The following is a 19,366-nucleotide window of genomic DNA, read 5'->3' on the forward strand; positions in this document are numbered from 1 at the left end:
ATGAGACACCAGGGCAGGACCGTGGCGGGGGTCGAGATCGCGGTGCTGTGCGACGCCGTCGGGCCGATGGGGCCGCTGCTGCGCCGTCCGCTGACCGAGATGTTCCCGGGCAGCGCCGCCGCCGACTTCGCCGAGGACCCGTGGGTCCTGCACTTCCACTGCTACCTGCTGCGCGACCCGCAGGGGCGGACGATCCTGGTGGACGCGGGGATCGGCGGGACCGGCTCCCCGGCCTCGTCGTGGGCGCCGGTGCCCGGCCGGCTGCCGGACGAGCTGGCCGCGGCCGGGGTCCGCCCCGAGGACGTGGACGTGGTGGTCCTGACGCACCTGCACAGCGATCACGTGAGCGGCGCGACGGCGGACGGGCGGCCGGTGTTCCCGAACGCCCGGCACCTGGTGCAGCGGGCCGAGGTGGCGGCGGTGGAGAAGGAGGGCGGCCCGGTCCGCACCGAGGTCCTGGACCCGCTGCGCGACCTGCTGCACGTCGTGGACGGCGACGCCGAGGTCGTCCCCGGCGTGCGCGTGGTGGCCACCCCGGGCCACACTCCGGGCCACCAGATCGTCCGGGTGGGCGAGCTGGCCATGACCGGCGACCTGCTGCACCATCCGGTGCAGCTCGCCGACCCCGGCGTGGGGTACGTCTACGACGACGACGAACCGGCCGCGACGGCCGTGCGCAAGGCGATCCTGGACGCGCTCAGGGTGGAGGGCGGCGTGATCGCCACCGCGCACTTCCCCGACCCGTTCACCCCGCTGACCTGACCGGCGGTTACTGCACGCCGGTGTCGGCGGAGTGCAGGGCCGGGGCCGTCTGCGGAACGACGAGCACGGCCGGGATGCTCACGGTCGCGGTGATCCCCCCGTACGCCGAGGGCGCCAGGGATACCCCGATGCCGTGCCGCACGGCGAGCCGCGCGACCACGAACAGCCCCAGGTGCTCGGTGTCGGCCAGGTCGAAGTCCTGGCCGCTGGCCAGCTTCCGGTTGACCGAGTCGAGCTGCGAGGGGGGCAGCCCGAGCCCGCGGTCCTCGATGTGCACCAGCAGCACGCCCACGCCCGGCTCGCTGCGGACCTGCACGTTGGTCTGCGGCGGGGAGTACAGGGTGGCGTTCTCCACGAGCTCGGCGATGAGGTGGATGGTGTCGGCGACCGCCTGGCCCGCCAGCGCGCCGTTCGGCGCGGGCAGGATGTGCACGCGGGCGTAGCCTTCGACCTCGGCGACGGCGGCGCGCAGCACGTCCATGATCGGGATCGGGCGGCTCCAGCCCCGGCCGGGCACCTCGCCGGACAGGATGATCAGGTTCTCGGCGTGCCTGCGCATCCGGGTGGTCAGGTGGTCCAGGCGGAACAGGTCGCCGAGCACCTCGGGGTCCTCGGTCTTGCGCTGCATGCCGTCCAGGTGGGCGAGCTGGCGGTGCAGCAGCGCCTGGTTGCGCCTGGCCAGGTTGACGAAGATCTTGCTGATCGCGCCGCGCAGGGTGGCCTGCTCGACCGCGGCGTCCACGGCGGTCCGCTGCACGGAGGTGAAGGCGCGGGCGATGCCGTCGATCTCGGCGGTGTGGCCGCCGGTGGTGAGCGGCTCTGGGGTCTTGGGATCGGGGTCGCCGGAGCGCAGGCGCTCGACCAGGCCGCGCAGCCGCACGTCGGCCAGCTCGCGCGCGGCGTCGCGGAGTTGGGCCAGCTCCCTGACCAGCCGTCCGCCGAAGCGGGCGGAGATCAGCACCGAGACGGCCACGGCGAGCAGGCCGATGCCGCCCGCCACGGCGATCTGCACGATGATCTCGTTGGCGGCGGGATCGACCTTGCCCACGAGAAGCTGCGCGGTTCGCGCCTGGTTGCGCTCGACGGCGGTCCAGAGCGCGTTGGCGCCGGCCACCCACGAACCGGCCTCCTGCGCGGACAGGGCGAGGCCGGGCGCGGCCGACTTGATGCGGTCCTCGATCGTCGCGAATCGGGTGTAGACGGGGGAGGCCGCGAGCCGCTGGTGCGGGGCGCTCAGCTCGGCGCCGAGGTCGGCGAGCGCCCAACTGTGCAGGAAGCGGCGGGTGGCGACCATCTCGCGGAAAGCGAGCCGTTCGGCGGAGGTCATCCGCCCGGCCAGCGCGACGCCGGTGATCAGCGCCCGCTCCCTGGCGAGGATCTCCTTGACCTCGCCGAGCGCGCTGACGGCGCGGCCCTGCTGGTACATCGTGAAGTCGGGGACCAGCACCATCGAGTCGTACATGCGGTAGACGTTGGTGATCGTTCCGCTGTAGCCCTGGATCACCGACAGGGCGTCGGCGCCGCCGCCGTCCACCTTGACGCGCAGCGCGGGCAGCCGGCTCAGGCCCTGGAGCAGCCGATCCAGGTGCGGGCGCATCGCGGCGGGGACGGCGGAGCCGGTCTCCGGCGAGGCGGCGCGGGCGCGGAAGGCGGCCACGACGGAGTCGGTGGTCTGGCGCTGCCGGTTCAGCTCGGCGCGGCCCTCGCGGTCGGACGGCTCCACGTCGCCCTCGTGCGGCGCGCGCAGCAGCTTCACCGACGCCAGCCGTTCCCGCTGGAGTTCTATGACGACCTGCTCGGATGGGTCCGCCACGGAGTCGGCCAGCGCGCTGATCTCCATGAGGCGCGCGCCGTCACCACCGGTGAGCCCGACGGCGAACGCCCACAGGGCGACCAAAGACGCAAGCGGAACCAGGAGCAGGATGACGATCCTCGTCCGGATTGGCCTGTCCATACGACCACGTCCCGAAAGCGCCGGGGTTATGCCCCGTTTGTAATCATGTGCGTGTCTAGATCGGAGTGAGGCTACACCAGGCGACAGGTGTGCGGCGGCAGGTCAGGAAAGAACGCTCTCCCGCCGCCCACGCCGTCGTGCGCGCGTGCCGTCCCGACGTCCTAGGAGGAGGTCGTGGGGGTGCGCCGGAGCTTGGCCACCATGTCCGCCTTGTATTGATATGCCTCTTCCAGTGTGGAGCCGTCGCGCAACGCGATCACCACGTCCTCCTCGGCGTCCGCGTAGGCGAGCGCGTCGCCCAGCACCTCGGTGGTGGGCAGCGCCACGACGCCGTTCCAGTCCATCACCACGGCGGTGCCGTCGTCGATCCGGACGCCCGCGATCTCCACCGGCTCGCCCACGGCGGCCACGTGCACGTCGTCGCCCGCGCTCGCGGTGGCCTCGTGCAGCGCCCACACCGGCAGGTCCAGGTCGCGGAAGGCGTCCGCGTCGCGCACGCCGCCCTCCACCAGGACGCCGAACGCGCCGCTGGCCAGCGCGGCGCGGGTGAGGATCTCACCCCACAGCGCACCGGTCGTCACCTGACCCCCGGCGATCACGAGCACCCGCCCGTCGAGGTCCTCGTCCAGGAGCCGATGCAGGGGCATCAGGCCGTCGTCGCCCGGCCCGCTCGCCAGCCGGACCGTCCTGGCGGTCCCCAGGACCCCCTGGGAGCGGTACATGGGCCGGAGCGGCGGGCTGAGCCAGCCCGACAGCCCCCGTAGCTGGAGCACGTCTGCGATCGCGGTGGTCGGGGGAACCACGAATAATCACCTCATCTAGCCGGTCACCCATGTCGAACCGCTGTGCCGATCGGCCGTGCCCGGCGGGGCGAACAGGTGCGGATCGCCCCGTCGGCCGGAACCTCGATCAGGTCACAGCGGTCCGGTGCCGTGGACCGCCTCGCGCAGGCGCTCCACGAGCTGCCGGGGCTTCTCCGAGCCCCACACGTTGCGGCCGAACGCGACCCCCGCCGCGCCCGCCTCCACGACGCCCCTGGCCACCGCCACGACGTCGTCCTCGGTCTTCATCTTCGGCCCGCCCAGTGCGACCAGCGGGACCGGGCACGCCTCGGCCACCGCGGCGAACTCCTCGGGCGGCCCGGGGCACAGCGTCTTGATGATGTCCGCGCCCAGCTCGGCGCCGATGCGGGCGGCGCGGGCGACGTTCTCGACCGTCCACGGCACCGCGCGACCCCAGCCGCCAGGGATCATCTCCGCCATCACCGGCAGCCCCAGCGTCTCCGCCTCCGCGCAGAGCCTGGCCAGCCGGACCAGCGACTTCTCCTCGTCGGGCGCGCCGGGGAACGCCAGCACGACCAGGCAGTCCGCGCCGATCCTCAGCGCCTGCTCCGCCTGATAGAGGATCGCGCTCGTGTCGTCCGTCGGCATCTCGCCGACCTCGGACGAGCCGCCGTCCACCCGCAGCACGAGCCCGGACGACCCGAAGTCACCGGCGTAGGAGCGGGCCAGGTGCCAGGTGGCCAGCACCGCGTCGGGCCGGCCCGCCGCGATCTCCCGCATCGGCTCGCCCAGCGGCGGCCCTTCGCCCATGTAGGCGGCGTGGTCGATCGCGACGAAGACGCTGCGGCCGTCCGCGCCGAACATCCGGCGCATTCGTCGCAGCTTGCCCGCCCCCACGGCGGATGAGTACTGCACTGTGCTTCCTTTCAACGACTAACGTTTTCCGGTCTGACGCTCGAACTCGGCGCCGTCCCAGTAGTCGACCCGGTGATCGATCAGCCCGTCCGACACGCGGAAGCGGAACATGCCGCGGATCGAGACCGGCGTCCCGCCGTACCTGAAGGTCATCCGGTACGGCACGGCCGCCCGGTCGCCGTCCACGAGCAGGTCCTCGACCTCGTAGCGCAGGTCCTCGAAACCGGCGAGGAACGACGCCAGCCGCTCCCGGTAGGCGTCCCTGCCGCGCACGCTGACGCCCGCGGCCGAGGTGTGCTCGTTGTGGAATCCGGGCGTGACACAGGCCGCGATCTCGTCACGGTCATGACGGTTGAGCGCCCCGATGTAGCGCTCGACCGCTCGCCTGGTCGAGAACGCGCCGGCGGCCGGGTCCCGGCTTGGATCGCCCAAGCCGTCATTCACCCCAGAGCGTGCGGACCTCTTCGAAGACCTGCTGGTCGTGGGAGATCTCGATCACGTTGCCGTCGGGGTCGGTGAGCGCGCAGACGTAACCCACCGGCGGCGGGATCTGCATGGGCTCCCAGTGCAGGCAGCCCATCTCCCGGCCCTTGGCCGCGATGGCGTCCACGTCCTCGCGGTTCGGCACCTCGATGCCCAGGTGCGCGAACGGCGTGAGCTGCGGCTGCTTCTTGCCGCTGTCCTTGTAGAACTCCACCAGGACCAGCACGAACGGGGTCTCGACCTGCTTGTCGTTCGACAGCCAGGCGTTGCGTCCGTCCTTGTCCTCGTGCGTCGCCACCACCACCAGCGGGGTCAGCGTCGTGTAGAACTCGATCGCCTTGTCCAGGTCGCTGGTGGGCAGCGCGACATGGGTCCAGCGGGCTTCGGTGAGCGTCTTGCTCAGAGCCATTTCTCTCCTCGGTCGATTCTCTTGATGGGCCTCATCATGTGTGGTGCCCTTCCGTGTCGCGTGCTCGGGGGTCCCACGCGGTGGAAGGGCGAGCGAAGGCTCCCATCCTGGGCCAGGAATGTCTGGACGCTATGTCCGCGCCGCCCGGGGCCTCCATGTGCTCACAGCCCAAAGATCCACGCATCCCCCTCATCGGGGGGTCGGCTTCCACCACATCACGATCTGATTGCCCCAAGGGTCCAGGAACGACGCGTGATGGCCGTCGAATTCTTCCCAGTAACTCTGTTCCCACAGCGCCGTCGCCCCGAGGATCACCGCACGGTTCAGATATTCGCCGGGCGGGCCGTCCACCAGGATGTACGTGCGCGGCTGGAAACCCGAACGCGGCTGCGGGGCGCGCGGCGAGGGATCCGGCACCTGCTCCCGCTCGCTCCACAGACCGAGCGCCGGTCCGTCACCGGGGAGGATCTGGTGGAACACGCCCTGCGGGCGGCCATTGATCTCCCAGCCGAACAGCTCCTTGTAGAAGGTGGTGCTGGCCTCGATGTCCGGCGTGGGCAGATCGACGAAGACGAGCGTATTCGCCACAGCGTCACTCCTTGGGGGTCACTTGGATGCTTCCAACTGGCGCAACCGCCGTTCCGCGGCGTCGCCGGACTCGACGAAGCGCCGGTAGCCGTCGCGGTAGACCTGGCGGGGGGTCGGTTTCACCACCCGTCCCGCCGGACGCGGCCACGACCCGCTCTTCGCGTCGCCGGGGACGGGCCACCATCCGGCTCCCGCGCCCGCCGACAGCGCCGCCCCGTAGGCGGCCAGGTCGGTCTCCTCGGGGACCTCCACCGGTACGTCGAGCACGTCCGCCTTGATCTGGCACCACAGCTCGCTCCGGGCGGGGGATCCCGCGCAGACCAGTACGTCCAGGCCGGGCACCCGCAGCGACTCGGCGATGTGCCGCAGGCCGTACGCGGTGCCCTCCAGCGCGGCCCGGGCGATGTGGCCGGGGCCGTGCCCCGACCCGAGCCCGGTGATCTCCGCGCGCAGCTCCCGGTTCCAGCGCGGCGCCCGCTCGCCCTCCAGGTACGGCAGGACGCGCACGCCGTCCGCGCCCGGCGGGATCAGGGCCGCGCGGTCCAGCAGTTCGGGGATCGGCCGGCCGGTGAGCCCGGCCAGCCACTCCATGATCAGGCCATGGCTGCTGACCGGGCCGCCCACGATGTCCACACCGATCGCGGCGCTGCGCATGGCGTCGGCGCCGCGCTCCTGCGGGCACTCGACCGCCACGGCGAGGCCGCCGGTCCGGCCGCCGGGGTCCATGGCCCGGCCGGGGGTGTCCACGCCGCCCGCCCAGAAGGCGAAGAACGCGTCCTGCGCGCCCGCGACCAGGGGGATGTCGGCGGGCAGGCCGAACGCGCCGTCGGTGTGCCCGATGACCTGGCCGGTGGCGGCGCGCCTGCCGTAGCCGTTCAGGGTGACGTCGCCGGGCCAGCGGGACTGGCGGATGGTCGCGCCGAGCCTGTTCATGATCCAGTCGTAGATCTGCAGGACGCCGTCGATGCCGAGGAACTCGCGCTGGGCGTAGTGCTGCCGCTCGAAGCCGAGGGTCGCCCCTGCGGGGTGCAGCACGGTGACGGCGGGACTGCCGTCCATGGGCACGGTCGTCGGGCTCTGCCCGCCGACGCAGATCGCGGCGGGCCGCACCCCGGTCTCCCGCACCGCGTCCACCACGGCCGCCAGCCACGCGGCGGGCTCCGCCCGTCCTTCGGCCCAAGCCTCCGCCCCGGCGTACTCCCCACCCCCAGTGGCCACGACCCGCCCATCCCGGTCCACCGCCACCGCCCGAGCCGAATTCGACCCGACATCAACCCCCAACACCGTGCTCGCTGTGCTCATTGCGCTCGCTCCGCTCGCGCGGCTCGGGCGCTGGTCACCGCCGCCTTCCCTCGCGGGCTCCTTCGCTCCTCAGTCCAGGCGTCGGCGCGCCCTCGCGGGGTCATGAGGGGCCTACGAGGACGCGGTAGACGGGGGTGGTGGCGGCTAGTTTGAGGGCTTCGGTGACCTCGGGGAGGGGGAAGCGGGCGGTGACCAGGGCGTCGAGGGCGGGGGCGAGGACGCCGGAGGCGATCAGGGCGGCCGACTCCTGCCAGTCCTCGGGCTCCTGGCTGTAGGCGCCGACGATGGACAGCTCGTGGTGGTGGACGGCGTCCGGGTCGATCTCGGCGCGCAGTTCCTTGGGGAAGGCCCCGTACAGGACCACGGTGCCGCCGTCGTCGCACAGTGCGATCGCGGTCTCCAGCGCGCCCGGCGCGCCCGCCGTGACGAAGACCAGGTCCTGCTTGCCGCCCCGGTCCACCGCGTCCTGCGGGGTGGCGGTCCAGGCCGCGCCCGCGTCCGCCGCCTCGATGAGGCGCTCCGCGCTGACGTCCACGACGCCGACCGGACCGGCGCCCTTGGCGCGGGCCAGCGCGAGGTGCAGCCGTCCCATGTAACCGGCGCCGATCACCGCGACCCGGTCGCCGGCGCGCAGCCCGCCCAGGCGCAGCGAGTGGACCACGCACGCCACCGGCTCGCCCATGGCCGCGTGCTCGATCGGGGCCGCGCCCGTGGCGTACGCCTGGCGGGCCTTCACCACGACCGCCTCGGACAGCCCCGCCCCGAAGGAGACCGTGCCGTCCGACAGCTTGCCGCCCTGCGGGCCCTTGCACATCGCGCTCCGCCCGCGCCGGCAGGGGTGGCAGGTGCCGCAGCGGCTGAGCAGGTCCACCGTCACCGTGTCGCCGACGCGCGGCGACCCCGGCAGGCCCTCCGCCGCCGATCCCACCCGGGTCACGCGCCCGGCGACCTCGTGGCCGGGCGCGACCGGGTAGAACCGCTTCTCACCCAGGTAGAGGCGGCGCTCCATGGTGCACAGCCCGGTGGCGCCCACCTCCACGAGGACCTCGTCGGGGCCGACCGTCGGCGCTGGCTCCTCGCGGAACTCCACGACCTCGGGAGCGGTGACCACGGCGACTCTCATTCAATGACTCCTCACGTGCGGCCAGTGACGGCGTACGGCGACGCCCGCCCGTTCGAGCAGACGGTCCGACGCCTTTCGTGCCTCGATTCGTAGCGCCTGCTCGTCCACCGTCGTGCAGCGGCCCTCGCGGACCACGATCCGCCCGCCGACCAGGACGTCCCTGACCGAGCGGCCGTCGGTGGACCAGACGAGCTGCTGCGCGACGTCGCCCCTCGGGGTCCACTGGGGCCCGGTGGCGTCGTGTATCACCAGGTCGGCGAGCTTGCCCGCCTCGACGGAGCCGATCCGCCCACCCATCCCGACCGCCTCGGCGCCCCGGATGGTGGCCATCTCCATCGCCTCCGCCGCGCCGATCGCGCCGGGGTCCATCGCCATGTCCTTGGCGAGCCCGGCCGCGAGCGCGGCGGCGCGCAGGATGTCGGCCGAGTCGCCCGCGTTGCCCGCGTCGCAGCCCAGGGCGACCCGGCCGCCCCGGGTGAAGATCTCGGCGTGCCGTCCGGCACGGGTGACGCCCTGGGCCAGGCGCAGGTACGCCCAGGGGCAGTAGGCGACGGCCGTGCCGGAGGAGAGCAGCGCCTCGACCTCGTCGTCGTCCACCCAGACGGCGTGCGCGAGCAGCAGGTGCGGCCCGAGCACGCCGAGCTCGGCGAGGTGCCGGAGTGGACGGCGGCCGGAGCGGCCGAGGTAGTGGTCCACGTCGGCGCGTCCGGGCGACATGTGCATGGTCATCCCGGCGCCGGTACGGCGGGCGACGTCGGCGGCGCCGGCGAGCAGCCCGTCGGAGGCGAGGCCATGCCCAACAAGGGTGACCCAGCCTTCGACGAGGCCGCCCGCCGGGTAGGTCTCGACCACCGCCCACAAGCGGTCGAGCACCTCTTCGGCCGGGGCGGCGTGGGGGGCGCCTTCGGCGTCCCAGCCCCACGTGCCGACCGTGCCGCGCACCCCGGCGCGGGTCATCGCGCCCGCCACCCGGTCGGCGTCGGCCACGGTTCCGGCCTCGATGATCGTGGTGACCCCGTTGCGGAGGTTCTCCACGCAGGCGAGGAGCGCGGACAGCTCCTCGTCCTCGGGGAGGTGGGCCTGGTGCAGCGGCACCGCCCACCCGTGGATCGACTCCTGGGAGTCGATGTCGTCGGGGATGCAGGCGCGGGCGAGCGGGTCCCCGGTGAGGTGCTGGTGCCCGTTGACCATCCCGGGGGTGACGACGCAGTCGGCGGCGTCCAGTTCGGGGGTCTCCGGCCAGCGGGCGCGCAGCTCCGCCGTACCGCCGACGGCGAGGATCACTTCCCCGGACACGGCGACGGCACCGCCCACGAGTACCTCGCGGCGGGGATTCATGGTCACGACGTCGCCGCCGGTGACCAGGAGATCCGGGATCAGCGCCATGCAATCGAACGCTAGGTTGACCAGGCGATCGGGTCATCTGCCCCGGAGCACAACAAGTCAGGCATAGTCCATGCCTGGAACACAATGCCCGCTGATTCGCTTATCGGAAGGCTTCCCACATGCGTTACGACCCGGTCTGGCTGGACTCCGATCCCTATCGGCAGCTCATCGATGGCAATGAGACCGGGGACGGCGACGTGCTCCCGGTGCTCGACCCGTCCACCGGGGAGACGCCCGCCTCGTACGCCGTGGCGACCGCCGCCGAGGTGGACGCGGCGATCGCCGCCGCCCGGCGCAGCCATGACGCCGGGGAGTGGTGGCGCATGCCCGGCACCCTGAAGGCGCGGCTCCTGGAGTCGGTCGCGGCCGAGATCAGGGCGAACGCCGGACGCCTGGCCGCCTTGGAAGCGCTGGACACCGGCAAGGCGGTGAGCGGGGCGGTCACCTACGACATCTACGAGGCCGCCAACGCCTTCTCCCACGCCGCCGCGCTGGCCCGCACCACCACCGGTGACGTGCGGCGCAGCTCGTACCCGCCGGAGCTGCTGCCGGGCGGCGGCCCCGAGGTGCTGACCATGCGCACGCGCGAGCCCGCCGGGGTGGTGGCCGAGCTGCTGCCGTGGAACGGGCCGCTGATGACGGGCAGCCAGCGGATCGCGATCGCGCTGGCCGCCGGGTGCTCGATCGTGGCCAAGCCGCCGGAGGAGGCGGTGATCACGCTGGTCGAGCTGGGCCGGATGCTCACCCGCGCGGGCCTGCCCGCCGGGGTGCTGAACATCGTGCTCGGCCCCGGCGAGACCGTGGGCGAGCGGCTCGTCACCGACCCCCGGGTGGACCTGGTCAGCCTGACCGGCGGCACCGCGACCGGACGTCGCGTGTCGGAACTGGCCGCGCGCAACCTCACCCCGGTCAACCTGGAACTGGGCGGCAAGTCCCCGGTCGTGGTCTTCGCCGACGCCGACCTTGAGCAGGCGGTGGGCTGGGCGATGATGGCCGCCTTCGTGAACATGGGCGAGGTCTGCGCGGCGGGCAGCAGGCTGCTGGTGGACGAGCGGGTGTACGAGGACGTCGTCAAGGGCGTGGCCGAGGCGGCGGCCGGGCTGCCGGTCGGCGACGCGCTGAGCCGCGACACCTTCATCGGCCCGCTGATCACCGACCAGCACGCCGAGCGGGTGCGCGGCTTCGTGGCACGGGCGGTGGCGGCGGGTGACGGCGAGGTGGTCGGCGCTCCGGCGTCGCGCGACGGCCGGTTCATGGCTCCGACGGTCCTCAGCCGGGTACGGCCGGGCAGCGAGGCGGAGCAGCACGAGATCTTCGGCCCGGTGCTGGCGGCCACCCCCTTCTCGACCGAGGAGGAGGCCATCGCGCTGGCCAACGGCACGCCGTACGGGCTCAACGCGACCATCTTCACCCGCGACCTGGAGCGCACCTTCCGCGTCGCGGACGCCCTGGACTGCGGCACGGTCAACGTCAACACCCACTTCGCCCCCGACATGAACGAGGGCCGGGGCGAGGCCCGGGGCGCGAGCGGCCACTCCAGGGTCGGCATCGACGCCTACACCCGCCTGAAGTCGCTCAACGTCCAGACCCGCCCCTGATCGGGCTTACGCGGCGGACGACCGGTCGGCGAAGCGGCGAAGACGCTCCACCCGCCCACCTTCCAGGAACTGCAGCCAGAACGGCCGGACCGGGCAGTGGGCGGGGTCGTCGCCCGAGTGGGTGATCTTGAACTCCCAGATCACGATCTGCCGGCTGGCGACCACGTCACCGACGCCGATCTGCATGCCCGCGTCGAGCGCGTCGTCCACCGCCTGGAGCACCGGGGGGCGGCCTCGCGTCCGGCTGCCGTCGACCCAGGTGGTCTCGACCTCCGGATGCCACAGCTCCCGCAGGACCTCGCCGAACCTGCCTTGTGCCCCCAGGCCCACGGCGGTGCGCGCCTCCCGCAGCCGCGCCCTGGACAGGGCCATCACGTCGTGATCCGGGTCGGCGGCGGTCAGCAGCTCCCGCGACAGCCGTTCCCTGGCCTTGCTCAGCCGGCTGCGGACCGTGCCGACCGGCACCTCGCACACCGCGCCGATCTGCTCGTAGGTGTTCAGGTCGGTGAAGTAGCGCAGCATCGTGACCAGGCGCAGCGGCGGGGGGAGCCGTTCCATCGCGTGCCACACCCGGTCGTTGACGTCGTGGCGCTCGGCCGTCCGCGCCGGATCGGCGGCAGCGAGCGCGTGTGACATGTCGGCCCCGAGCATCGGGCGGCGCGCGCGCAGCTCCATCCGGCAGCGGTTCCGGACGATCATCTTCAGCCAGGGGCCGACCGCCGACAGGTCGCGCAGGTCGCCGATCCGGGTCAGCGCCGTGATCATGGCGTCCTGAACCGCGTCCTCCGCCTCGGACGGGCGGTCGAGCACGGCCAGCGCCACGGCCAGCATGGGGGCGCGGTGCCGTTCGAGCAGGTAGCCCAGGGCGGTGAGGTCGCCGCCGCGCCCCAGGTGGACCAGTTCCAGGTCTGTCCGGGCGTCGAGGGTGGCCTGGGTGGTGCTGCGATGCACAGAGCTCTCCGTGGGTGGGTCCGTGAAACGTTCGCCGCCCTCCGCGACGCTAACAACCGGCCCGTCGCACAGACGGGTTTTCCCGAAATTTCGGTGCCGAACGAACTTTCCACCATCGCCCCGCATCGTGCCGGTGTGGGGCCATGCCCGGCGGGACCGGGCACGTTGCTTAACGGAAAGTGAGCGAATGGGAACCGAATATGACTACATCATCGTCGGGTCCGGCGCGGGGGGCTCGACCCTCGCCTACCGGCTGGCCCGATCGGGCCGGGTGCTGGTGCTGGAGGCCGGGGCCCCGGACGACGATCCGCTGCACCGGATGCCCAAGGGCCATTTCCTCACCATGCGGGGCGACGCCTACGCCTACAGGTATCCGACCGTGCGGGTCGCGGGCGTCGGCGACACGGGCGACTGGGTCCGTGGCAAGGTGGTGGGCGGCGGTACCACGATCAACGCGATGATCTACAGCCGTGGCGCCGAAGCCGACTTCGAGGCCCTTGCCCGGCACGCCGGTTCCGGCCACTGGGGGTGGGACTCCTTCCTGGCGGCCTACCGGGCGATGGAGGACCACGAACTGGGTGCCTCGCCCAGCCGTGGCGACGGCGGGCCCCTCGGCGTGTCCGTACCGGGTGTGGCCGACGAACTGGCCGCCCGGTTGTTCGAGGCCGGCGGCAAGCTCGGCTGGGAGCACGTCGAGGACGTCAACGACGGCGACGGCGAGCGCATCGGCTTCACCCCCTCGACCATCAGGCACGGGCGGCGCACCAGCGCGGCCGACGCCTTCCTGCGTCCCGCGCTGCGGGCCGGCGTCACCCTGGAGACCGGGGTCCGTGCCGAACGGGTGCTGTTCGCGGGCCGCCGCGCGGTCGGGGTGGCGTGCCGTCGTGGTGGCGTCGCCGTCGAATACCGCGCCCGCAAGGAGGTGATCATCGCCGGTGGCGCCGTGGAATCCCCGCTGCTGCTCGAAAGGTCCGGCATCGGCCGTCCCGATCTGCTGCGCGACCTGGGCATCGAGGTGCTGGCCGCCGCGCCCAACGTCGGCGAGCGGGTCATCGAGCAGCGCATCGCGATGGTCCAGGTCCGATTCGGGCGCGAGCTGGGCGTCGGCGCGGAGCTGCACGCGCTGTTTCGGCGGGACGACCTGGGGGCCGGTGGCGAGCCGGGGGCCGACGGGCTGCTCGGCACCTCCGGATACGACATCACCTTCCATACCAAGTCCGAACCGCATCTGGCCCGTCCCGACCTGTGCGGTGCGGTGGTCCCGTTCCCCATAGACCCGGCCGCCGACGGGTTCCAGCCCGCCGGGTATCCGGGCATGCTGATCGGCCTGTACCAGACCCGGCCGGAGACCACCGGCACGATCCACTCCTCGATGGCCGGCCCGTCGTCGCCGGTCATCGCCCCGCGCTTCCTAGAGACCGGCACCGACCAGCGCGCCGCGAGCCGCATCCTCGGGCGCATCCGCGCCTTGCTCGGGACGGCCCCGCTCGCCGAGGTCATCGAGGCCGAGGACTTCCCGACCGGCGCCGTGCTCTCCTTCCCCGAGCCCGCACTCGACTACGTGCGTCGCCACGGCACATCGTCCTCACACGCCGTCGGCTCCTGCGCCATGGGCCCGTCCGACGACGACGTCCTCGACGCCGAACTTCGCGTCCGAGGCGTCAACGGCCTGCGCGTTGTGGACGCCTCCGCCTTCCCCTTCCAAGTCTCCGCCAACATCGGCGCCCCCACCATGGCCCTGGCCTGGCTGGCCGCCGACCTCTTCGACTAACGCCCGGTGGGGGCGTCGGGGAAGATCGCGATGTGCTGAGGGTTGCCAATATGCCGCGCTCAGCACGGCGGCGCTGTCGTTTGAGGTGAGGCGGCGGGTGGCTGCGACGCGATCCGTGATGGAGGATGCCGTGGCATCGCTCGTTTCGCCGCGCGGGCCGGTACGGCGGCCGGGACGTCCCGTGGGGTGCGGGTCTGGAATCAGGTCGTCATGGTGGTGGCCGCGGGCGCGATGGCCTTCGCCGGGTGGCAGAACCGGTGGATCGCCGATGACGGGCTGATCGCGGTGCGCACGGTCCGGCAGTTTGCTCGCGGGCGACGGGCCGGTCTTCAACGCCGGGGAGCGCGTCGAGGCCAACACCAGTACCGCGTGGACTTACCTCGTGGCGGCGGTCTCCTGGGTGAGCCCGGGGCGACGTGGCCTACACCGTGGTCACCCGCGACCCGCACCCGGTCACCGCCGAGGCGTACACGGGCCCGGACCCCGCCCCGCTCAGCGGCGCGACCGGCCGGGCCTTCCGCCGCTGCCCCTGCGGGCCGATCGGCCCGCACATTGGCCGTGACCGGCCGCGTCCTGGGCACGCTGGGCTCGGCGTATCCGCTGGACGTGCTGGTGATCGACCGGCCCGGCCTGGCCAACCCGCTCGGCAGCCACCTGCGCCCGGCCTGCGGCCAGCGCGTCGGCCACGAGAAGCCGCTGCCGGACGCCTACATCCTGGCCGACAACATGGCCCCGGGCACCCCGCTGCCGGACGAGCGGCTGCGAGCCGAGGTGGACCGAATCAGAAAAGAACTCGCCGCCGGCCCCTACCGGGACGTACTCGACGCGGCCAGGGCCCCGATGACCCCCGGCAGATTCTGGGACAACCTGGTGGGCGCCTTCCCACGCACGATGTTCCGTTTCCCGGCCGGGAACAGCCCCTGCTGAACCTCAGATCACGGTTGATATGACGTAGCGCGAGTGTTCTGTCTCCAGCCACTGGTCGGTCAGATGGGTGCCGCTCATCCGGGCGGCGACGGTGAAGGCGGAGATCCGCCATTGGTCATCGGGAGTGGTCGGGAACGACAGGCCGGAGATGTGCGGGGCGACCGCGTCTTGCTGCCCGTCCACCGCCTCTGCCCGGCCCGTCTGGCGGCAAGGCGGTCTATTTCGTCTGCCGGGGCCGTCATGGGTGAGGATGGCGGCGTTTCCGGTAAGGGAAACGTGGCTATGCGGAATTTTCATGAATGGGCCTCCCTGACCGCCTGGCGCTACCGGAAGTGGTCATAATGGTGGAGCCGACCGTGTGGCGTCGTGCGACGTCGGGCGGCCTGTGACCACCATGCCGGAGCACCTTTGGGGTTGGACCTGTGATGCGGAGAACGCTGCCGCAAAGCGGCGGAGCGGCATTACCGCCGAAGCAGGAAGACCTACCCCTGGAACCTTCGCAATTTCTCCAGCTCCTGGCCGTTGACTTCGGCGGGATCTATTCGGTCTACCTCGCCGCGAAGGACGAGCGGCTGAAGATGACCCGGCTGTCGATGGCGCTGCTGTCGGCTCCGTTCGGGGCGACGGTCGCGCTGGTGCACGCCCGGGTGATCGCACCCGGGGCGCTGGCCGACTGGGACAGTGTGCCGTGGTACGTGTTCGCGTTGGTCACGGCGTTCGGGCTGCTCAACATCGTGCCGTTCCTGCGGATGATCGAGGCGGTCAGCGCGCACATGCGGGCCGCGCGGGCGATCAACAATTTCCGGCTGCTGTACGTGGTCCGGCTGAACGACCAGTTCAAGGGCCTGGGCTGGACCCCGAACCTGCCGGTGGACGCCACCTTCCCCGAGACCTACGCGCCGCTCGCCTGGCCGGGGATCAACGTGATGTCGATGGCGCTGGTCAACGGGGCGTACATCGCGGTCGGCGCGCTCGGCTTGAGCGGGAGCGATCCGGGCGCGTTCCTGCTGGTGCTGGTCGTCGGGCTGCTGGCCCTGCTGCACTACCTCATGTACTACGTGCGGGCCAACGTCTCGCGCCGGCGCCGACTCCCATCGAATCCCTACCAGTTCCCGAACATGGAGACGTGATGCCCAACCCCGACATTTCGGCGGGGATCAAACAGTGGAAGTCTTGTGGGGAGGCGTGGGTCCGGTTGCTGGACCATGTCTGGGCTACCGGAAGGCCCGCCGAGGACGATCGGGGGCCGATCATCGAGGCCCCCGCCGTGCTGTTCGAGATCGATGACGTGCGCTGGGACGACCCGGTCGTCGAGGCGTACGGCGACCAGCGGCTGATCCCGCTGTACGCCAGCAAGTTCACCACGCACGCGGTCGTGCCGCCGTTCAAGTACAGCTACGGCGCGCGCCTGCGGTGCTGGCAGGGGGTGGACCAGCTGGCGTGGGTCACCGAACTGCTCCGCGCCCGGCCGTACAGCAAGAGCGGGTGGCTTTCGCTCACCACCCCCGGGGAGCCGCTCGACGCGGTTCCGTGCCTGTCCGGCCTGGCGTTCCGGGTGCGCGACGGCCACCTCGCGGTGACCGCCGCGTTCCGCTCGCAGAACGCGTACACGAGCTACCTCAACTACCTCCCGCTGCACGACGTGCAGCGAGGCGTCGCGGAGAGCCTGGGGCTCCCGTGCGGGCCGTTGCGGATCTTCGTGGACGTGCCGCACATCTACCTGGCGGACATCGAGGCGGTCGCCGCCGTGCTCAGGGAGGTGACCGGACTACGGAAGGCCTCGTGACCTCGGGCTAGCCGTCGGCCTTGCGCTGGTAGATGGTGATCGCGAACGGCCGGTCCGACTCGTCGTCGACGTGCTCCGCCGTCCGGAGCAGCGCGGTGTCGGCGTCGAGGCACCGGTAGAGGTGACGGGCCTCCGGCCACGGGTGGGTCAGCACCAGGAGCCCGCCGGGCGCGAGCAGCGTCCGCAGCCGCGCGGAGGCCTGCCGCAGCCGCCCGGAGCGGCCCAGGTAGTACAGGGTCTCGGCGCAGAAGACCAGGTCGAACGACCCGCCCGGCGAATCGTTGAGGATGTCGAGCGCGAGGAACCTCGCGCTCGACCCGCCCGCCGCGGCCCGGCTGAGCGCCCGCTGGGAGATGTCCACCCCCAGCGTCTCGGCCTGCGGGTAGGCGGCGGACACCAGATGGGTGAAGGTGCCCTCGCTGCACCCGACGTCGAGGATGCGGGTGTACGGCCGGGCGGGCAGCACCTCGATGGTGCGCTGGTGCTTGTGCTTCTCGTACGGCTCGCCGTGGTAGTTCCATGGATCCGGTTTGCGGTGCCACCAGTCGAAGTAGCGCCCGAGAAGACGCCCCTGGCCGCGCGACGACACCACCGACATCACGCCGAACAGCATGCGGTGCAGGGCGTCTCCGGCAGCGGACATACGGTTCTCCTCCGATGTTCCCGTCGGTCGGAGATCCCAAGCTACCCCGGAGGGTCACGTCGTGAGCAGGATCTTGCCGAAGAGCTCCCCGCTCTCCAGACGGTGGTGCGACTCGGCCGCCTCCGCCAGTGGAAACACCGAGTCGAACACCGATTCGCAGTCCGCCTCCCAGTACCAGTCGAGCATCCGCCCGAACGCCTCGTGCCCGTAGGACTCCGAGCCGATCAGGGTGAGCCCGCGGTGGTAGGCGTCGGTGAGGTTGAAGGAGGCGGTCATGCCGGTGGTGTTGCCGCAGAACACCAGCCGGCCGTGGATCCGCAGCGCCGACAGCGACCGCTGGAACAGCGCGGGGCCGACGTGGTCGAGCACGATGTCGGCTCCCCTGCCGTCGGTGACCTCGCGGACCCGCTCGACCAGGTCGCCGGTGGCGTGGTTGACGGTGGCGTCCACGCCGAGCTTGGCCGTCCTGGCCAGCTTGTCGTCGGAGCCGGAGGACACGATGGTGCGCGCCCCGAGGCGGCGGGCGATCTGCACGGCGGCGATGGTGATGCCGCTGCCCGCGCCGTGCACGAGCAGCGTCTCGCCGGACCGCAGGCCGCCGTGGACGACGAGGGCCTGCCAGGCCATGCCGTACACGGTGGGGATGGTCGCGGCCTCCTCCAGGCCGATGTGCGCGGGCACCTCGTGCGCGTGCGTCTCGGGGACCGCGACCAGCTCGGCGTAGCCGCCCTGACGGGAGCCGCCGACGACCCGCATGCCGGGGCAGTAGGCCGAGTCGCCCCGCGCGCAGGCCGGGCAGGACCCGCAGTTCAGCGACGGGTCGACCAGCACGCGGTCGCCGACCGAGCGGGTGGTGACCGCGGAGCCCGTGGCGACCACCACGCCCGCCACGTCGGTGCCGGGGATGTGCGGCAGGGTGAACCCGGGCAGCAGCCCGGGCCCGCGCCGCTGCAACGCGTCGAGCCGGTTGACGGCGGCGGCCTTCACCTCGATCAGGACGTCGCCGGGCCCGCAGACCGGGTCCGGGAGCGTCACCTCACGCAGGACCTCGGGCCCGCCGTGTTCGTCGTACTGGATGGCTCTCACGTGATACCTCGTACGAAGGGTGCGCCGAGCGCGGCAGGGCCGCGATGGCTCTTGGCGAAGAAGAACATGGCGGCCAGCGCCAGCAGGTACGGCGAGGCGATCAGCAACTGGGCGTTCAGCTCGTAGCCCATCGCGGGCAGCGCCAGCCGCATGGCGTCGGCGCCGCCGAAGAGCAGGCAGCCGAGCAGCGTCCCGCGCAGCGTCCAGCCCCCGAAGATCACCGCGGCGATCACGATGTAGCCCTGGCCCGCCGTCATGTTGGTGTTGAACGCGCCGACCTCGGCCAGCGCCAGGTGCGCGCCGCCGAGCCCGGCCAGCAGGCCGCAGATCAGCAGCGCCTGCCGCCGCCGCTTGTTCACGTGGATGCCGGTGACGTCGGCCGACTGGGGGTTCTCCCCGGCCGCGCGGGCCTCCAGCCCCCACCGGCTGCGCTGGACCAGCCACCAGGCCAGCGGGATCAGCGCGACCAGCAGGTAGGTGGTCCAGCGCGCGTTGAACAGCGCGTCGCCGACCAGCGGCAGATCGGACAGGACGGGGATGGCCACCCGGTCGATCTGGTAGAAGTCCGTCTTGACCGTCAGGTAGCTGGTCAGGCCCAGCACCAGCACGTTGAGCGTGAGGCCCACCACGTAGGTGTTGACCGACAGCCGGTGGCTGAAGGTGGCGTGCACGAACGCCACCAGCAACCCGGTCACGATGCCGCACAGCAGCCCGAACTCGGCCGAGCCGGTGGCCGCCGCGCCCATCACCGAGCTGAACGCCGCCCCGAGCATCATCGCCTCAAGGGAGATGTTCAGCGTGCCCGCGCGCTCGGCGATCCACTCGCCGAGCGCGGCGAACATCAGCGGCACGGCCAGCCGGATCGCGCTGCCGAAGATCAGTTCGAAGTCTTCCACGACT

At 72.1% G+C, this 19,366-nt stretch carries 20 protein-coding genes; 6 read left to right on the forward strand and 14 right to left on the reverse strand.

The window, feature by feature from the left end; all coding sequences use genetic code 11:
• Positions 1 to 762, forward strand: coding sequence for an MBL fold metallo-hydrolase (locus tag P3X83_RS33465; protein ID WP_277309327.1), 762 nt, complete (start codon positions 1 to 3; stop codon positions 760 to 762).
• Positions 763 to 769: 7 nt separating this feature from the next.
• Here the strand turns inward: P3X83_RS33465 and P3X83_RS33470 are convergent, their stop codons facing one another.
• From P3X83_RS33470 to P3X83_RS33510, 9 genes are all read right to left on the reverse strand, one after another.
• Complete coding sequence (locus tag P3X83_RS33470) at positions 770 to 2,659, reverse strand: nitrate- and nitrite sensing domain-containing protein (RefSeq protein ID WP_277309328.1); 1,890 nt, start codon at positions 2,657 to 2,659, stop codon at positions 770 to 772.
• 218 nt (positions 2,660 to 2,877) lie between these two features.
• The gene (locus P3X83_RS33475) at positions 2,878 to 3,519 is read right to left on the reverse strand and encodes an RraA family protein (RefSeq protein WP_277309329.1); all 642 of its coding nucleotides are present in this window, start codon (positions 3,517 to 3,519) and stop codon (positions 2,878 to 2,880) included.
• Positions 3,520 to 3,630: 111 nt separating this feature from the next.
• Positions 3,631 to 4,413 carry a hypothetical protein gene (locus P3X83_RS33480; protein WP_277309330.1) on the reverse strand — a complete coding sequence of 261 codons (783 nt, stop codon included), beginning with the start codon at positions 4,411 to 4,413 and terminating at the stop codon, positions 3,631 to 3,633.
• An 18-nt stretch (positions 4,414 to 4,431) separates the two neighbouring features.
• On the reverse strand, positions 4,432 to 4,845 hold the full coding sequence (locus P3X83_RS33485) for a nuclear transport factor 2 family protein (protein ID WP_277309331.1): 414 nt from the start codon (positions 4,843 to 4,845) through the stop codon (positions 4,432 to 4,434).
• A gap of 4 nt (positions 4,846 to 4,849) precedes the next feature.
• The gene (locus P3X83_RS33490) at positions 4,850 to 5,305 is read right to left on the reverse strand and encodes a VOC family protein (RefSeq protein WP_277309332.1); all 456 of its coding nucleotides are present in this window, start codon (positions 5,303 to 5,305) and stop codon (positions 4,850 to 4,852) included.
• Between the two features lie 189 nt (positions 5,306 to 5,494).
• On the reverse strand, positions 5,495 to 5,893 hold the full coding sequence (locus P3X83_RS33495; protein WP_277309333.1) for a VOC family protein: 399 nt from the start codon (positions 5,891 to 5,893) through the stop codon (positions 5,495 to 5,497).
• Positions 5,894 to 5,911: 18 nt separating this feature from the next.
• Positions 5,912 to 7,111 (reverse strand): FGGY-family carbohydrate kinase, encoded by a 1,200-nt coding sequence (locus tag P3X83_RS33500; protein WP_277309334.1) that lies wholly within the window; start codon positions 7,109 to 7,111, stop codon positions 5,912 to 5,914.
• A gap of 184 nt (positions 7,112 to 7,295) precedes the next feature.
• Positions 7,296 to 8,318, reverse strand: a complete 1,023-nt coding sequence (locus P3X83_RS33505; RefSeq protein WP_277309335.1) for an alcohol dehydrogenase catalytic domain-containing protein — start codon at positions 8,316 to 8,318, stop codon at positions 7,296 to 7,298.
• On the reverse strand, positions 8,319 to 9,704 hold the full coding sequence (locus tag P3X83_RS33510) for an amidohydrolase family protein (protein ID WP_277309336.1): 1,386 nt from the start codon (positions 9,702 to 9,704) through the stop codon (positions 8,319 to 8,321).
• A 119-nt stretch (positions 9,705 to 9,823) separates the two neighbouring features.
• Between P3X83_RS33510 and P3X83_RS33515 the strand changes: the two genes are divergently transcribed.
• The gene (locus P3X83_RS33515; RefSeq protein ID WP_277309337.1) at positions 9,824 to 11,302 is read left to right on the forward strand and encodes an aldehyde dehydrogenase family protein; all 1,479 of its coding nucleotides are present in this window, start codon (positions 9,824 to 9,826) and stop codon (positions 11,300 to 11,302) included.
• 6 nt (positions 11,303 to 11,308) lie between these two features.
• Here the strand turns inward: P3X83_RS33515 and P3X83_RS33520 are convergent, their stop codons facing one another.
• Positions 11,309 to 12,253 carry a sigma-70 family RNA polymerase sigma factor gene (locus P3X83_RS33520; RefSeq protein WP_277309338.1) on the reverse strand — a complete coding sequence of 315 codons (945 nt, stop codon included), beginning with the start codon at positions 12,251 to 12,253 and terminating at the stop codon, positions 11,309 to 11,311.
• Positions 12,254 to 12,440: 187 nt separating this feature from the next.
• Here P3X83_RS33520 and P3X83_RS33525 point away from each other — a divergent pair, with 187 nt between their 5' ends.
• Both P3X83_RS33525 and P3X83_RS33530 read left to right on the forward strand, forming a co-directional pair.
• Entirely contained in the window at positions 12,441 to 14,024 is a 1,584-nt protein-coding gene (locus tag P3X83_RS33525; RefSeq protein ID WP_277309339.1) for a GMC family oxidoreductase N-terminal domain-containing protein, read from the forward strand.
• Between the two features lie 558 nt (positions 14,025 to 14,582).
• Entirely contained in the window at positions 14,583 to 14,951 is a 369-nt protein-coding gene (locus P3X83_RS33530; protein WP_277309340.1) for a hypothetical protein, read from the forward strand.
• A 3-nt stretch (positions 14,952 to 14,954) separates the two neighbouring features.
• Here P3X83_RS33530 and P3X83_RS33535 read toward each other — a convergent pair whose 3' ends face one another.
• Positions 14,955 to 15,134: a hypothetical protein gene (locus tag P3X83_RS33535; protein ID WP_277309341.1), complete on the reverse strand. Its 180-nt coding sequence runs from the start codon at positions 15,132 to 15,134 to the stop codon at positions 14,955 to 14,957.
• 242 nt (positions 15,135 to 15,376) lie between these two features.
• Between P3X83_RS33535 and P3X83_RS33540 the strand changes: the two genes are divergently transcribed.
• Both P3X83_RS33540 and P3X83_RS33545 read left to right on the forward strand, forming a co-directional pair.
• Complete coding sequence (locus tag P3X83_RS33540) at positions 15,377 to 16,081, forward strand: hypothetical protein (RefSeq protein ID WP_277309342.1); 705 nt, start codon at positions 15,377 to 15,379, stop codon at positions 16,079 to 16,081.
• Positions 16,081 to 16,737 (forward strand): thymidylate synthase, encoded by a 657-nt coding sequence (locus P3X83_RS33545; RefSeq protein WP_277309343.1) that lies wholly within the window; start codon positions 16,081 to 16,083, stop codon positions 16,735 to 16,737. Before P3X83_RS33540 ends, P3X83_RS33545 begins: the two co-directional genes overlap by 1 nt.
• A gap of 7 nt (positions 16,738 to 16,744) precedes the next feature.
• Here the strand turns inward: P3X83_RS33545 and P3X83_RS33550 are convergent, their stop codons facing one another.
• The 3 genes from P3X83_RS33550 to P3X83_RS33560 are packed head-to-tail and all read right to left on the reverse strand — an operon-like array spanning position 16,745 to position 19,362.
• The gene (locus tag P3X83_RS33550; protein ID WP_277309344.1) at positions 16,745 to 17,380 is read right to left on the reverse strand and encodes a class I SAM-dependent methyltransferase; all 636 of its coding nucleotides are present in this window, start codon (positions 17,378 to 17,380) and stop codon (positions 16,745 to 16,747) included.
• A 54-nt stretch (positions 17,381 to 17,434) separates the two neighbouring features.
• Entirely contained in the window at positions 17,435 to 18,466 is a 1,032-nt protein-coding gene (locus tag P3X83_RS33555; RefSeq protein WP_277309345.1) for a zinc-binding dehydrogenase, read from the reverse strand.
• Positions 18,463 to 19,362 carry an ABC transporter permease gene (locus tag P3X83_RS33560; RefSeq protein ID WP_277309346.1) on the reverse strand — a complete coding sequence of 300 codons (900 nt, stop codon included), beginning with the start codon at positions 19,360 to 19,362 and terminating at the stop codon, positions 18,463 to 18,465. Before P3X83_RS33560 ends, P3X83_RS33555 begins: the two co-directional genes overlap by 4 nt.
• Between the last annotated feature and the right edge of the window lie 4 nt (positions 19,363 to 19,366).

It is taken from the genome of Spongiactinospora sp. TRM90649 (assembly GCF_029382225.1).
Taxonomy (GTDB): Bacteria; Actinomycetota; Actinomycetes; order Streptosporangiales; family Streptosporangiaceae; genus Spongiactinospora.